Below are 14012 nucleotides of genomic sequence, written 5' to 3'. Positions count from 1 at the left end.
GGCGGTATCCGGTCCGCGTCACGGCTCGAGCCCGTAGACGCTTCAAGCGCTTTCGCGCTGAAATCCCTCACCCCTCCTTTAGCTTTCCGCTGTCGTCCGCGAATTGAATGAAGCGCTTGCCGCGCTGGATTTCCATTCGACCCGATGGGATGGCGGAAGTTTTGCCCGCATTTTACGATCGTCGCAGGTCGACCGGATTTCGCGGGGTGCATTTGCCGAAAGCATTCTGGCCCAGGGAGGTGAATGGCTGGCAGACTTCCGCGGGTACCGAGCTCGACGATGGCCGCCGCTCATACCGCGGCTAAATCAGGGGGACTTAGTGATTGAGATCGGTCTGCTGGGTTCACTGCGCGTACGCAGGAACGGAGAGGACGTCACCCCGTCCGCCCCGAAGCTGCGTCGGGTGCTGGCCCTACTGGTGCTCAATGCGAATTCGCTGGTCAGCGTCGACCAGTTGTGTGAAGAGCTGTGGGAGGACCACCCGCCGTTCAGCGCATTGACCACCCTGCAAACCTACATTTATCAGCTGCGGCGCAGACTGCTTCTGGCCACCGGACAACAGGGTGCCCCCTTCGGGTCCCGTCCGCCGCACGGAACCCCCGCCCTGCTCACCCGCGTCAGCGGTTACGAACTCCGACTGCAGGACAAGCAGGCGGTGGACGCCTACCGTTTCGAGCGACTGGTCGAGCGTGGCAAGGCGGAGGAACGGGGCGGCGCCCGCGAGGAGGCGGCGCGCACCCTGGCGGAGGCCCTCGACGTGTGGCGGGGCCCGGCCCTGGTCGACGTCAGCGCCGGCCGCCGTCTCTCGGCCTGGTCGACGCAACTGGAGGGACGCCGCAAGAACGTTCAGGAGCAACGATTCTCCTTGGAGCTCGAACTCGGCCGGCACCACGCCGTCCTGGACGAGCTCGCGGGGGCGTTCCGCGACCATCCGACCCACGAGGCATTCGCCGGACAGCTGATGAAGGCCCTGCACCGGTGCGGCCGCAGGCCCGACGCGCTCGAGGTCTTCCGCACCCTGCGCGGCCATCTGGTGGACGAGCTCGGCCTGGAGCCGTCGCTCCAGCTGCAGCGGCTCCACCAGGAGGTGCTGGCGGACCGCCGCCCGCCCACGGCGGCCGTCGCACGGACGGCCAGGACCGGCGGGCCGGCCGGCCCCGGCGTTCGGCCCAACTCACCGGCGCCCGCCCAACTCCCGGCCGACATAGGCGACTTCGTCGGACGGGAGGACGAACTGGCCCAACTCGAGGCCTTCCTCGGCGGCAACCGGGCCTGCACGGGCATGCGGGTCGTGGAGGTGCACGGCCCGCCCGGCGTCGGCAAGAGCGCCTTCGCCATCCGCGCCGCGCACCGGCTGCGCCCCCGGTTCCCCGACGGGCAGCTGTTCATCGACCTCTCCACGGTCGGCGACGGCTCGCAACAGCTCACCGACGTGCTGTCCGCCTGCCTCAGCGCCTGCGGGATCGAACGGGAGAAGCAGCCCACGGGCCTCGACGAGCTCAGCCGGCTGTTCCGCAGCTGGACCGCGGACCGCAGGGTGCTCGTGGTGGTCGACGACGTACTCACCGCCTCCCAGCTGCGCGCCGTCATGCCGGGCGGCGCGGGCTGCGCGGTGGTCGCCACCAACCGCTACCGGGCGCACAGCCTGTCCACCGGACGCAAGATCACCCTGCCCACCCTCTCCGCCGACGAGGCCCTCCAGCTGTACGACCGGGTCGCCGACGACAGTTCGTCGGCGAAGGACCGGGCGGCCGTGCGGGAACTGATCCACATGTGCGAGGGGCTTCCGCTGGCGGTGCGGGCGGTGGCCGGACGGGTGGCCGCCAGGCCCTCCTGGTCGGCCGGGCGTCTGGTCGACCGGCTCCGGGGCAACCAGCGGCTGCTGCTGGAACTCCCCGCCGGAACCCAGTCGCTGATGAGCACGGTGGCCTCCAGCTACCGGCATCTGCCCAAGCCCTCCAGGGACTTGCTGCACACCCTGCTCGGGCTGAGCAGGCCACGCTGGCGCATCGGCGAGCTGCGGGCGCTGATGCGCGGGCGCGCCGGAGACATGGAGACGCTCCTGGAGTACCTGGTGGACGTCCACCTGGTGGAGGAGACCACCCCGTCGGGCACCGATCCGGTCTACACGGTCCCGACGCTCACCCGGCAGGCGCTGCTCCAGCTGCTGCCCGACGGCGTCCACGCGGACCGTCCGGACGACACCGTCGACCGCCCCCGGGGAGACGTGGTGCTGGTGAAGATCAAGGCCCCGCGCCGGGCCTCCTGACCCAGCCCCGGGACGCCGAGCCCGTCGCGGGACGCCGAGCCCGTCGCGGACGTCCGCCGCCTGTGCGGAGGCGGCCGAGGTCCCCGACACCCCGGACCGCTCCGGCCCGGTGAACGAGGCGAAAGCTCACCTTGTTCACCGGGCCGGAGCGGTCAGCCGTCTCCACCCGACCGCACCCGTCCGCACGGCCCGGCCCCCACGGCCCCGGGACGACGCACGGTCGCCCCGGACGGCCTCCCCGGCGACCAGAACCCGCCCGCACTCCCGTGACGCCGCCTCCACCCCACGGCGACCGGGCCCGGCCGCGCGCCCCCACACCGCCCCTCGTCCCGGCCGGGACGTCCGCCGATCCCGGCCGACTGCGCACCCCAGCCACCGACGACCACGCGACCGACGCACTCTCCCCGAACATCCGACCCCGGAACCCACCTGGCCGACGCCTCTCGGCCCGGTGGGTTCCGGGGCTCGGTGCATTTCGGAACCCTGGATTCCGTCCCCCCGAATTGCCGGCAGGGCCGGCGCGTCAGTGGTTCTCCAGGGGCCTTCGAGACGGCCTCGACCCGTGCCGAACAGGGTGAGCGCACAAGCGACAAGCCCGGGAGGACATCGTGCACCGAACGCTGATCGTGGCGAGGATGGACCTCGCCGACGCCGAGGGCGTCGCGCAGGTCTTCGCCGACTCCGACAGCACCGAACTCCCCCACCTGGTCGGGGTGTCGAGGCGGACGCTGTTCGCGTTCCACAACCTCTACTTCCACCTGGTGGAGGCGGAGCAGGACATCGCGCCGAACCTGTACAAGGCGCGCAGCCACCCCCTCTACAACGAGATCAACACCCGCCTCGGCGAGTTCATCTCGCCCTACGACCCGAACTGGCGGGAGCCGAAGGACGCGATGGCCGTGCCCTTCTACTCCTGGACCCCGCAGCAGGGCCCCACCGTCACCGCGCCGACCGCCGCGAACCTCGGCGGTGGCCGATGAGCGCCCCCACGACCCCCAAGGTGCACGTGGACGCGGTCGCCGCCAACACCAAGCGCGGCGGCGACATCCGCGTCACGCTCAGTCCGAAGACGGTGGGCTGCACCTCCGGTTTCGGCGGGACCCTGCGGCTGGCGCCCGGCGAGTACGTCACCGAGCACCTCCACCCGTACTCCGAGGAGTTCCTGCACGTGGTGCAGGGACGGCTGGAGATGAGCCTGGACGGAGCCCCCGTCGAGCTCGGCCCGGGAGACGCGCTGCTGGTGCCGATCGGGGTGCGCCACCGCCTGGTGAACACCGGAACCGTGCCCGCGGAGGTGGTCTTCCACCTCTCGCCGCTGGCCCCGCGCCCCGAGCTCGGCCACATCGACACGGAGCAGCCGCTCAACGCCGCGGCCGGCAACCCGGACGTCGGAGAGGCCCGATGAGCGGACCACGACGCCGGGCGGTCATCACCGGAGTGGGGGCCGTCGCCCCCGGCGGCCACGGCCGCGACGCCTACTGGGAACTCCTCACGGCCGGGCGCACGGCCACCCGCCGGATCAGCCTGTTCGACTCCTCCGGGTTCCGCTCCCGGGTGGCCGCCGAGTGCGACTTCGACCCGCTCGCCGCGGGGCTGACGCCGCAGGAGGTCCGCCGGATGGACCGGGCCGGTCAGTTCGCGGTCGTCGCCGCCCGCGAGGCGGTCGAGGACAGCGGCCTCGACCTGCCGGGGGCCGACCCCGGCCGGGTCGGGGTGAGCATCGGCAGCGCCGTCGGCTGCACGATGGGCCTCGAGGAGGAGTACGCGGTGCTCTCCGACGCCGGCCGGCACTGGCTGGTCGACCACAGCTACGGAGTGCCCCACCTGTACGGCCACATGGTGCCCAGCACCCTCGCCGTCGAGGTGGCCCGGCAGGCCGGCGCGGAGGGACCGGTCGCGCTGATCTCCACCGGCTGCACCTCGGGCCTCGACGCCATCGGGCACGGAGTCCAGCTGATCGAGGAGGGCAGCGTCGACGCCGTCCTCGCCGGCGCGACCGACGCACCCCTGTCACCGATCACCTCCGCCTGCTTCGACGCCATCAAGGCCACCACGGCCAACAACGACGACCCCGAGCACGCCTCGCGCCCCTTCGACGGCCGGCGCGACGGGTTCGTCCTCGGTGAGGGCTCCGCCGTGCTGGTGATCGAGGAGGCCGAGTCCGCGAGGCGTCGCGGCGCCCGGGTCTACGCCGAGATCCTCGGCTTCGCCGGACGCAGCAACGCCTTCCACATGACCGGACTCAAGCCCGACGGCCGGGAGATGGCGGAGGCCATCAGGGTCGCCCTCGACCGCGCCCGGACCGACCCCGGGGACATCGACTACATCAACGCGCACGGCTCCGGCACCAAGCAGAACGACCGGCACGAGACCGCCGCGTTCAAGCGCAGCCTCGGGCAGCGCGCCCACGAGGTGCCCGTCAGCTCGATCAAGTCGATGATCGGTCACTCCCTGGGCGCGATCGGCTCGCTGGAGATCGCGGCCTGCGCGCTCGCCCTGCGCCACCAGGTCGTCCCGCCCACCGCCAACCTGTCCGTCGCCGACCCCGAGTGCGACCTCGACTATGTGCCGGTGACGGCGCGTGAGCACCGTATGGACCGGGTGCTCAGCGTGGGCAGCGGCTTCGGCGGCTTCCAGACGGCGATGGTGCTGGGCCTGCCCACGGAGGTGAGGTCCGGCCCCCGCCGGGCCACGAAGGCCTCCCGGCCGGCCGGACCCGGCGCGCCCGCCCGGAAGAAGGCGGCATGAGCGCCTCCGGGATCCGTCCGGGGAACCCGGGCCGGGCGGTGGTCACCGGGCTGGGCGTCGTCGCGCCGACCGGCATCGGCGCGCACCGGCACTGGGAGTCGGTCCTCGCGGGCAAGAGCGGCCTCGGCCGTATCACCCGCTTCGACCCCACCGGCTACCCCGTCCGGATCGCGGGCGAGGTGCCGGGCTTCCGGGCCGAGGAGCAGGTACCCGGGCGGCTGGTCCCGCAGACCGACCGCTTCACGCACTTCGCCCTGGCCGCCGCCCAGGCGGCCCTGGCCGACGCGGCGGCCGACCCGGCGACGCTGCCCGAGTACGAGATGGCGGTGGTCACCGCCGCCTCCTCCGGCGGCACCGAGTTCGGGCAGCACGAGATGGAGAACCTCTACCGGCAGGGCTCGTCCTGGGTGGGCGCCTACCAGTCGATCGCCTGGTTCTACGCGGCCACCACCGGCCAGGTCTCCATCCGGCACGGCATGCGCGGTCCCTGCGGGGTGATCTGCTGCGAGCAGGCCGGCGGCCTCGACGCCCTCGGCCAGTCCCGCCGGCTGCTGAACAGCGGCTCCCGGCTGGTGCTCAGCGGCGGCACCGACGCCTCCCTGTGCCCGTACGGGCTGGTCGCCCAGCTGTCCTCGGGGAAGCTGTCCACCGAGGACGACCCGGCCCGCGCCTATCTGCCCTTCGACGCGGCCGCCTCCGGCTTCGTCCCCGGCGAGGGCGGCGCCATGCTCGTCGTGGAGAGCGCCGAGTCGGCACAGGGGCGCGGTGTCCCGTACTACGGCGAACTGCTGGGCTACGCGGCCGGCTTCGACCCGGACACACCCGAGCAGGAGCGCGCCGGAAGGCCCCCCGTGCTGGTGAACGTCATCCGGCGGGCGCTCGCCGACGCCCGGCTGGACCCCGGCGGGATCGACGCGGTCTTCGCGGACGCCTCCGGGGTGCCCGCCGAGGACCTCGCCGAGGCCCGGGCGATCACCGACGTCTTCGGCGCGGGCAAGGTCCCGGTGACCGCGCCGAAGACGCTCACCGGCCGGCTGTACGCGGGCGGGGCCGCGCTGGACGTGGCGACCGCGCTGCTCGCCCTGCAGGCCGGCGTCGTCCCGCACACCGCGGGCCTCGGACGCACCGCCGACGGCTGCGAGATCGACCTCGTACTCGACCGTCCGCGCCAGACCGATCCGCGCACCGCCCTGGTCCTGGCCCGCGGACACGGCGGATTCACCTCCGCGCTGGTGGTCGGCGCCGGCGACCGGAGCCCGCTCGGCGCCTAGCCGCAGACCCATGACCGGCCGACCACCACCGCACCACCACCGCACGACGACCGCACGACGACCGAAAGGCGGTACACCATGGCAGAGTTCACCCTCGACGACATCAAACGGCTGCTGCGCGCGAGCGGGGGCGTCGACGAACAGTCGGACCTGGACGGCGAGGACTTCGCCACCACCGCGTTCGCCGACCACGGATACGACTCCCTCGCCCTGCTGGAGCTCGTCAACCGCCTCGAGCGCGAGTACGGCATCCAGATCCCCGACGGCGACCTGACGCACACCCAGACGCCCCGCGAGGTCCTCGCCTACGTCCAGGCCCGACTCACGGAGGCCCGCGTCTGATGGCCGGGCACACCGACAACGCGATCGTCATCGACGCCCCCATGGACCTGGTGTGGTCGATGACCAACGACGTGGCCTCCTGGCCCACGCTGTTCAGCGAGTACGCGTCCGCGGAGATCCTCGGCCGCGACGGGGACACCGTCACCTTCCGGCTCGCGCTGCACCCCGACGAGAACGGCACGGTCTGGAGCTGGGTCTCCGAGCGCACACCGGATGCCGCCACCCGTACCGTGCGGGCCCGGCGGGTGGAGACCGGGCCCTTCGCGCACATGAACATCCGCTGGGAGTACGAGGAGCAGCCCGGCGGGGTACGGATGCGCTGGATCCAGGACTTCGCGATGAAACCGGACGCCCCGGTCGACGACGCGGCGATGACCGAGCGCCTCAACCGCAACACCGCCGTCCAGATGCGGCTGATCAAGGCCAAGGTGGAGGAGGCGGCCCGGGCCGGGCGGACGCTGCTCGGCAAGCGGCTGCTGGTCACCGGCGGCAGCCGGGGCATCGGGCGCGGCATCGTGCTCGCCGCCGCCCGGGCCGGCGCCGACGTCGTCACCTGCTACCGCACGCCCGGCGAGGCCGTCGCCTCCCTGGAGCAGGAGCTGGCCCGGACCCCGGGCAAGCACCAGGTGGTGCGGGCCGACGCCGCCGATCCGGCGGAGGTGAACCGGCTGGTCGCCGAGTGCGAGGCCAGCCTCGACGGGCTGGACGCGGTGGTCAACAACGCGGGCTCCTTCCTGCCCAGGCCGTACGCGGAGCTGGAGCCCGAGGAGTGGGACGCCACGCTGCGGGGCAACCTCACCGCCGCGCACCTGGTGACCCGGCGCACCCTGCCGCTGCTCGGCGCGGGCTCCAGCATCGTCAACATCGGCTCCACGGTGGCCTTCCTCGGCATGGCGGGCGGGGTCCACTACACCGCGGTGAAGTCGGCGCTGGTCGGCATGACCCGGTCGCTGGCCCGTGAACTGGGCCCGCAGGGCATCCGCGTCAACACCGTCTCGCCCGGCCGGATCGCCACCGAGGCACTCGACGAACAGCCCGCGGAGGCGGCCGAGCGCGAGCGCCGCATGTTCTCGTCGTTCACCGCGCTCGGCCGGCTCGGCACCGTCGACGACATCGCCCGCACCGTGCTGTTCCTCGTCAGCGACCACGCCGCATACATCACCGGCCAGAACATCCACGTCGACGGCTGCGTGTGACCCGCAGCCCAGCAACGGAGGGACACCCAGTGGAATTCGCACTGCACGGCAAGAAGCTGCTCGTCACCGGCGGCACCCGGGGCATCGGGCGCGGCATCGTGCTCGCCGCCGCCCGCGCCGGCGCCGACGTCCTCACCTGCTACCGGCAGGAGAGCGAGGCGGTCGACACCCTGACCGCGGCGCTGAAGGAGACCGCGGGCGACCATCACGTGGTGCGCGCCGACGTCGGCGAGATCGCCGAGGTCGACCGGCTGGTCCAGGAGGCCGCCGACCGCTTCGGGCAGCTGCACGGCGTCGTCAACAACGCGGGTGTGATCAGCCACATCCCGTTCGGTGAACTGCCCGCGGACGAGTGGTCGAGGATCATCGACACCAACCTCACCGCCGCCTACCGGGTCATCCACCAGGCGCTGCCCCTGCTCGGCGCCGGCTCGTCGGTCGTCAACGTCGGCTCGCGCGGCGCCGCCGCGGGCATCCCGCTGCGTGCCCACTACACCGCCGCTAAGGCCGCGATGACCGGCCTGACCCGTTCCCTCGCCAAGGAACTCGGCCCGCGCGGAGTCCGGGTGAACGTCGTCGCGCCCGGCGTCATCGAGACCGAGGCCTTCGACGCCATGCCCGCCGAGCGCGCCGCCGGCCTGCGTGCCACCTACGCGCAGAAGACGGCGCTCGCCCGGCTCGGCACCGTCGACGAACTGGCCGGCCCCGTCCTCTTCCTGCTCAGCGAGCACTCCGCGTACATCACGGGCGAGACGCTCAACGTCGACGGAGGTATCTGACATGGCCGACAGCGTCTTCCGCGTCATGCTCCGGATGGAGATCAAGCCCGGCATGGAGGAAGAGTTCGAAAAGGTCTGGCTGGAGGTCGGCGACTCGGTCACCGGCCACCCGGCCAACCTGGGCCAGTGGCTGTCCCGCAGCATCGACGAGAACGGCATCTACTACATCGTCAGCGACTGGGTGAGCGAGCCGCTGTTCCGCGCGTTCGAGACGGGCGAGAGCCATGTCCAGCACCGCCGCAAACTCCACCCGTACCGCAGCGGGGGCTCCATGACGACGATGCACGTCGTCGCCGCCCTCAGCGGCGCGGCCGGAGCCGCACGGTGAGCGCCGCCCCCGTCGAAGTGGTGCTGCACCACCTCAGCGACGACGTCCGGCAGGTGGAGCGCGCCTACCACGAGGCCAGCCGCCGGATGGCGGGTACGCCGGGACTCCTCGGCAACCGGCTGCTGCACGCCGTGGGCGACCCGCGCGCGCTGGTCGTGGTGAGCCGGTGGAGCGACTGGGAGGCCTTCGAGGCCTGGGAGCGCGGCGCCGCCCACAAGGAGCAGACCGCCCCGCTGAGGCCGTTCCGCGACCTGGAGCGGGACCGGCCGTTCGAGATCTACCGGGAAGTCGCCCACTACGAGAGCGGCCACCCGGCGCCCGCCGCGGAAGGAGCCCGACGATGAGCGCCGCCCGCCCCGCGGCCACGCCGCCGGTCGACCTGTTCACCCCGGCCTTCCAGCAGGACCCGCACCGGGCGCTGGCCGAACTGCGCGAGCAGGCCCCGGCCGTCGCCGTCATCACCCCGAACGGCCTGCGCACCTGGCTGGTCACCGGGTACGAGCACGCCAGGGCACTGCTCGCCGACGCCCGCCTCAGCAAGGACATGCGGGTGGGCAAGGACCTCATCCCGCAAAACTTCGCCGACCCCGAGAAGCAGCGGGCGTTCCTCGCCGAGTCGGGGGAGCGCAGCCAGTTCCCGCACGTGCTCAGCGTGCACATGCTGGACAGCGACCCGCCGGACCACACCCGGCTGCGCCGCCTGGTCGGGCGGGCGTTCACCGCCCGCCGGGTGGAATCGCTGCGGCCGAGGATCATCGGGCTCACCGACGAGCTCCTGGACGGCATCGCGGCCGCCGGCGAGCCGCTGGACCTGATGGAGGAACTGGCCTTCCCCGTGCCGTTCACCGTCATCTGCTGGCTGCTCGGCGTGCCGCCGGACGACCGGGCCCGGTTCCGCGGCTGGTCCAATCTGCTGGTCTCGGGAGCGGGCACCGACGAGGTACGGGACGCCAGCGTCGAGATGATCGCCTATCTACGGGCGCTGATCGACGCCAAGCGCGCCGAGCCCGCCGACGATCTGCTGAGTGATCTCGTCCACGCCGGCGAGCAGGGCGACCAGCTGTCGGCCGACGAGCTGATCTCCATGGCGTTCCTGCTGCTGGTCGCCGGCCATGAGACGACGGTCAACCTCATCGGCAACGGCACGCTCGCGGTCCTCGGCCACACCGAGGTGCGCAAGCAGCTCGACGCCGACCCCTCGCTGTGGCCCGCGGCCGTCGAGGAGTTCCTGCGCTACGACGGGCCCGTCACCAACGCCACCTGGCGCTTCACCACCGAGCCCGTCGAGGTCGGCTCGGTGGTCATCCCGCAGGGGGAGTTCGTGACGATCTCGCTCGGCGCGGCGGGCCGCGACCCGGCGCGCTACCCCGACCCCGACCGGCTCGACATCACCCGTGCCCACAGCGCCTCGGTCGCCTTCGGCCACGGCATCCACCACTGCCTGGGCGCCCCGCTCGCCCGCCTGGAGGGACAGCTCGTCCTGAGCCGTCTCTTCGCCCGCTTCCCCGGGCTGCGGCTCGCCGTGGACCCCGCCGAACTGCGCTGGCGCAGCAGCCTGATGATGCGCGGTCTGGAACGGCTCCCGGTGACCACCGGGGACCACCCGGCCTGAGACCGCCGAACGCCGCGACACCCCCCGCCGCACGCCATCCGAGACCTCAGGAGAGACACGTGGAACGACTGGACACCGAACGCCCCGGCTGGGCGCCGCCGGAAGTGGACATCGACACCCCGAGCATCGCCCGGGTGTACGACTACTGGATCGGCGGCACCCACAACTTCCCCGTCGACCGGGAACTCGCCCACCGGGTCTCGGCGGGCAACCCCGACATCGTCGCCACCCTGCGCGCGAACCGCGCCTTCCTGCGCCGCGCGGTACGGGAACTGTCGGCGCTCGGCATACGCCAGTTCCTGGACATCGGCTCCGGCATCCCCGCCGAGGGCAATGTGCACGACGTCGCGCTCGGCGCCCACCCCGACAGCACGGTGGTGTACGTCGACATCGATCCCGTCGCGGTCGCGCACGGCCGGGCCCTGCTCGCGGACGAGCCCCGGGCCGCCGTGTTCCAGGGAGACCTGTACAAGTCGCGGGAGATCCTGACCGCGGACGACACCCGCCGGCTCATCGACTTCGACCGCCCGGTGGCGCTGATCCTCGCCGCCGTCCTGCACTTCGTACCGGACGGCGACGATCCGCGCGAGCTGATCCGGCAGTACACCGAGCCGCTGGCGCCGGGCAGCGCGCTGGTCGTCTCCCACGCCGGGGCGGACGAGGTGCCGCAGGCGGCCCCGGAGGCGGCCGAGCAGTACCGGGGCGCGGTCAGCCAGGTCATCTGGCGCAGCAGGGACGAGGTCGACGCGCTGTTCGAGGGCTTCGACCTGCTTCCGCCCGGGGTGCTGCGCGCCCCGCTGTGGCGCCCCGAGCCGGGGGAGCAGCCCGATCCGGAACTCGCCATGCTGGCCGGAGTGGCGATCAAGCCGGCTGGGTGAGCCGGATGGACACCTCGCTCACGGCGCCGTCGGCGCCGGCCGGGACCCGCACCACGGGTCCCGGCGGGCGCCGCGGTTTCGGCACGCTGCTCGCGGTCGACCTGTGGGAGCGTTTCAGCTTCTTCGGCATGGCGGCGATCCTCGTCCTGTACCTGACCGCGCCCCGTGCCCGCGGCGGCATGGACATGGCGCCCCAGTCGGCGGCCGCGGTCTTCGCGGCGTACATGTCGCTGAGCTTCATGGCCGGGCTGCCCGGCGGCTGGCTCGCCGACCGGGTGCTGGGCGCCCGCCGCGCCGTGCTGCTCGGCGGATCGCTCATCGGCTGCGGGCACCTGGTGCTGGCGGCGCCCTGGGCGGGCACGCTCTACCCCGGCCTCCTGCTGGTCGTGGCGGGCACCGGCCTGGTCAAACCGGCGATGGCGGCGATGGTGGCCGAGATCAGCGGTGCCGGACCGGGCCGCAGGGAGGCGGCCTTCTCGCTCTTCTACGTGTGCATCCAGGTGAGCGCGCTGGTGGCGCCCGTCGTCACCGGTCTGCTCGCGGAGCGCATCGCCTGGCATCTCGGCTTCGCGGCGGCCGCCGCCGGCATGCTGGCCGGACTCCTCCAGTTCACGCTGGGGATGCGCGCCTTTGGGGACGTGGGCGTACGTCCGCCCCGTCCCGTCGACCGGGCCGAGCTCCGGGCGGTGCTGCGCCGGGTCTGCGTCGTCGCCGCCGCGGCCGGCGCGGTCACGGTCCCGCCTGCGGTGCTCGGCGTCCTGCCCGTCAACGCGGTGCTCGCCGTCCTGGGACTGGCCACGGTCGGCCTGCCGTTCGCCTACCTCCGCGCGCTGCGACGCCTCCCGGCGGACGGCCACCTCACCGGGGCCGCGCAGGACGTCCGGGACGAGCCCGGCCGCCGTGGCGGGACCGCGCCGGGGAAGACCGGCGCGGCGGCCGGTGACGGAGGGCCGACGGATCCCGGGCCGCGCGCCCGGCTCGGGGCGTTCACCGCCATGATGGCGGCCTCCGCCGCCTTCTGGATGATCTTCGCGCAGGGCGGCTCGGCGCTGAGCCTCTTCGCCGACCGTCACACCGACCGCGATCTGTTCGGCTTCGAGGTCCCGGCGAGCTGGTTCCAGTCGCTGCACCCGCTGTTCGTGCTGCTGGTCGCCCCGTTCCTCGCGCGCCTGCGGGCGGGCGCCTGGCAACGCGTCGGGACGCCGGCGAAGTTCGCGGGGGCGCTGGCCGCCGCGGGCACCAGCTTCGTACTGATGGCCGTGGCCGCCCGGCTGGCCGAGGACGGACCGGTCGGCCCCTCGTGGCTGGTCCTGGTCTACCTGCTCTACTCCTGCGGCGAGATCGCGCTCGCCCCGGCCGGTCTCGCACTCGCCGCCGCGGTCGCCCCGCCCGGCAGCACCAGCCGCTTCCTGGCCGTGAACGGCCTGTTCGGCGCGGTGGGCGTGGTGATCGGCGGCCAGCTCTACCGCCTCACCGCGGTGCTGCCGCTGTCCGTCTACTTCGCGCTGGTGGGCGTCGTCGTCCTGACCGTCGCGGCGGCGGTCACTCTCGGCGCGGGCCGCCTGTCGCGCCGCCTGGCGGTGGACTGACACCGGGGTACACCCATGCCCGGCATGACGGCGCCGCCCCGCCCGACCGGTCGGGCACCGCACGCCGCGCGAAGGCCCCCGGCCGTGCCGGCCGGCACCGAGGCGGCCTGCCGTCAGGGGAAATCCGGGCACTGTCCGGCAAAGCCCTGCGAGACGGGCTGCCATATGCCGTGGTCCTCCCGCACGCTCAGCCGATCCGCTTCCTCCGCAATCTCGATCAGCTGAGCGGTGGTCAGGGGGACGGCCGCGGTGAAGACCCGCCCGAGGTGGTGGCAGTGCAGCATCGGGCCTGCGAGTACGGCTCACCGGCCACCGCGAAGAGATCGGGCAGCGGCCAGCCCAGCGGGCCTGCCAGGGCGGACAGCTGCTGCCGACGGTGCGGACCCGGATCACAGCGCCACACCATCCCGTACAGGGTGCTGAGGGACAGCCCCATGAACGGCAGTTCGCGGATACCGAAGCCGCGATTGCGGATCAGCGCGCCGAGCACAGCGGCCAGCCTGGTCTCGGCGGGCCGTCGGCCCGGCCACGCCGGCGGCACGGAGGGCGGCTCCGGGGCGGCGAGGCGGGGCAGCGAGCGGACGAAGGCCTCCAGCGCGGCGAGCTGCGCGTGGTCGCAGTAGCTGACCCGGTAGGCGAACTGCCTCATGACCCTGGCGTCGCGCTCCGGGGGAAGGAGCTGTGCCGGCACGGGGTGGCCTGCGACAACGAGAAGGTCGGCGGCCGGCAGGCCCAGTTCGGCGGCAAGTTCGGCGACCTGCTGCGAGGGCGTGTCGTTTCCGCTCGCGACGAGGCTGCTCATCATGGTGGCCCGATCCATGGGAGGAAGGTAGCGGGCGGACTGCCAGGACAGCCGGACCGCACCCTCGGGACAGGGCGCAGATGCCCGCTCGCAGCCTAGGGCCTGTCGTTTGGATCATGCCGCGCGTCGCGGGGTGTGGCACGCGCGTCTGCGGCGTTGTCGTCGGTTGACGACTCCCCCACTCTCGGCTGCGCTCGA

The 14012-nt window shown here is 73.0% G+C and carries 14 protein-coding genes and 1 pseudogene; 14 read left to right on the top strand and 1 reads right to left on the bottom strand.

Annotated features, from left to right (window positions below; all coding sequences use genetic code 11):
• Positions 1–319: 319 nt before the first annotated feature.
• The 14 genes and pseudogenes from ABZ464_RS20780 (at position 320) to ABZ464_RS20715 (ending at position 13012) form a co-directional block, all read left to right on the top strand.
• The gene (locus ABZ464_RS20780) at positions 320–2269 is read left to right on the top strand and encodes a BTAD domain-containing putative transcriptional regulator (RefSeq protein WP_359279045.1); all 1950 of its coding nucleotides are present in this window, start codon (positions 320–322) and stop codon (positions 2267–2269) included.
• A 608-nt stretch (positions 2270–2877) separates the two neighbouring features.
• The gene (locus ABZ464_RS20775; protein ID WP_359279043.1) at positions 2878–3249 is read left to right on the top strand and encodes a TcmI family type II polyketide cyclase; all 372 of its coding nucleotides are present in this window, start codon (positions 2878–2880) and stop codon (positions 3247–3249) included.
• Positions 3246–3674: a cupin domain-containing protein gene (locus ABZ464_RS20770; RefSeq protein WP_359279042.1), complete on the top strand. Its 429-nt coding sequence runs from the start codon at positions 3246–3248 to the stop codon at positions 3672–3674. Before ABZ464_RS20775 ends, ABZ464_RS20770 begins: the two co-directional genes overlap by 4 nt.
• Positions 3671–5017 (top strand): beta-ketoacyl-[acyl-carrier-protein] synthase family protein, encoded by a 1347-nt coding sequence (locus tag ABZ464_RS20765; protein WP_359279040.1) that lies wholly within the window; start codon positions 3671–3673, stop codon positions 5015–5017. The genes ABZ464_RS20770 and ABZ464_RS20765 overlap by 4 nt, the downstream gene beginning before the upstream one ends.
• Positions 5014–6288 carry a ketosynthase chain-length factor gene (locus tag ABZ464_RS20760; protein WP_359279038.1) on the top strand — a complete coding sequence of 425 codons (1275 nt, stop codon included), beginning with the start codon at positions 5014–5016 and terminating at the stop codon, positions 6286–6288. Before ABZ464_RS20765 ends, ABZ464_RS20760 begins: the two co-directional genes overlap by 4 nt.
• 78 nt (positions 6289–6366) lie before the next feature.
• A complete protein-coding gene (locus ABZ464_RS20755) occupies positions 6367–6630 on the top strand; it encodes an acyl carrier protein (RefSeq protein ID WP_359279036.1) in 264 nt (87 codons plus the stop codon).
• Positions 6630–7076 (top strand): annotated as a pseudogene (locus ABZ464_RS20750) (SRPBCC family protein); the annotation flags it as partial. The gene ABZ464_RS20755 and the pseudogene ABZ464_RS20750, both read left to right, overlap by 1 nt.
• Positions 7059–7826, top strand: a complete 768-nt coding sequence (locus ABZ464_RS20745) for an SDR family oxidoreductase (RefSeq protein WP_359279233.1) — start codon at positions 7059–7061, stop codon at positions 7824–7826. The pseudogene ABZ464_RS20750 and the gene ABZ464_RS20745, both read left to right, overlap by 18 nt.
• Before the next feature lie 29 nt (positions 7827–7855).
• Entirely contained in the window at positions 7856–8605 is a 750-nt protein-coding gene (locus ABZ464_RS20740) for an SDR family NAD(P)-dependent oxidoreductase (RefSeq protein ID WP_359279034.1), read from the top strand.
• 1 nt (position 8606) lies between these two features.
• Positions 8607–8933 carry an antibiotic biosynthesis monooxygenase family protein gene (locus ABZ464_RS20735; protein ID WP_359279032.1) on the top strand — a complete coding sequence of 109 codons (327 nt, stop codon included), beginning with the start codon at positions 8607–8609 and terminating at the stop codon, positions 8931–8933.
• The gene (locus ABZ464_RS20730) at positions 8930–9277 is read left to right on the top strand and encodes an antibiotic biosynthesis monooxygenase (protein WP_359279030.1); all 348 of its coding nucleotides are present in this window, start codon (positions 8930–8932) and stop codon (positions 9275–9277) included. Before ABZ464_RS20735 ends, ABZ464_RS20730 begins: the two co-directional genes overlap by 4 nt.
• The gene (locus tag ABZ464_RS20725; RefSeq protein ID WP_359279028.1) at positions 9274–10545 is read left to right on the top strand and encodes a cytochrome P450; all 1272 of its coding nucleotides are present in this window, start codon (positions 9274–9276) and stop codon (positions 10543–10545) included. Before ABZ464_RS20730 ends, ABZ464_RS20725 begins: the two co-directional genes overlap by 4 nt.
• Before the next feature lie 59 nt (positions 10546–10604).
• Entirely contained in the window at positions 10605–11423 is an 819-nt protein-coding gene (locus tag ABZ464_RS20720) for an SAM-dependent methyltransferase (RefSeq protein ID WP_359279026.1), read from the top strand.
• Between the two features lie 5 nt (positions 11424–11428).
• Positions 11429–13012 carry an oligopeptide:H+ symporter gene (locus ABZ464_RS20715; RefSeq protein ID WP_359279024.1) on the top strand — a complete coding sequence of 528 codons (1584 nt, stop codon included), beginning with the start codon at positions 11429–11431 and terminating at the stop codon, positions 13010–13012.
• 232 nt (positions 13013–13244) lie between these two features.
• On the opposite strand, the gene ABZ464_RS20710 is transcribed toward ABZ464_RS20715, so the two are convergent.
• Complete coding sequence (locus tag ABZ464_RS20710; RefSeq protein WP_359279022.1) at positions 13245–13832, bottom strand: hypothetical protein; 588 nt, start codon at positions 13830–13832, stop codon at positions 13245–13247.
• Between the last annotated feature and the right edge of the window lie 180 nt (positions 13833–14012).

This window comes from Streptomyces sp. NPDC005820 (assembly GCF_040630255.1).
In the GTDB taxonomy this organism is placed as follows: domain Bacteria; phylum Actinomycetota; class Actinomycetes; order Streptomycetales; family Streptomycetaceae; genus Streptomyces.
The sequence above is the reverse complement of the archived record's forward strand: the minus strand, read 5'-3'. Positions and strand labels throughout refer to the sequence as shown.

Excerpts from the sequence above, each read along its gene's own strand:
- ABZ464_RS20770 (WP_359279042.1), top strand. The coding sequence starts at position 3,246 with ATGAGCGCCCCCACGACCCCCAAGGTGCACGTGGACGCGGTCGCCGCC.
- ABZ464_RS20765 (WP_359279040.1), top strand. The coding sequence starts at position 3,671 with ATGAGCGGACCACGACGCCGGGCGGTCATCACCGGAGTGGGGGCCGTC.
- ABZ464_RS20760 (WP_359279038.1), top strand. The coding sequence starts at position 5,014 with ATGAGCGCCTCCGGGATCCGTCCGGGGAACCCGGGCCGGGCGGTGGTC.
- ABZ464_RS20755 (WP_359279036.1), top strand. The coding sequence starts at position 6,367 with ATGGCAGAGTTCACCCTCGACGACATCAAACGGCTGCTGCGCGCGAGC.
- ABZ464_RS20735 (WP_359279032.1), top strand. The coding sequence starts at position 8,607 with ATGGCCGACAGCGTCTTCCGCGTCATGCTCCGGATGGAGATCAAGCCC.
- ABZ464_RS20725 (WP_359279028.1), top strand. The coding sequence starts at position 9,274 with ATGAGCGCCGCCCGCCCCGCGGCCACGCCGCCGGTCGACCTGTTCACC.
- ABZ464_RS20715 (WP_359279024.1), top strand. The coding sequence starts at position 11,429 with ATGGACACCTCGCTCACGGCGCCGTCGGCGCCGGCCGGGACCCGCACC.
- ABZ464_RS20710 (WP_359279022.1), bottom strand. The coding sequence starts at position 13,832 with ATGGATCGGGCCACCATGATGAGCAGCCTCGTCGCGAGCGGAAACGAC.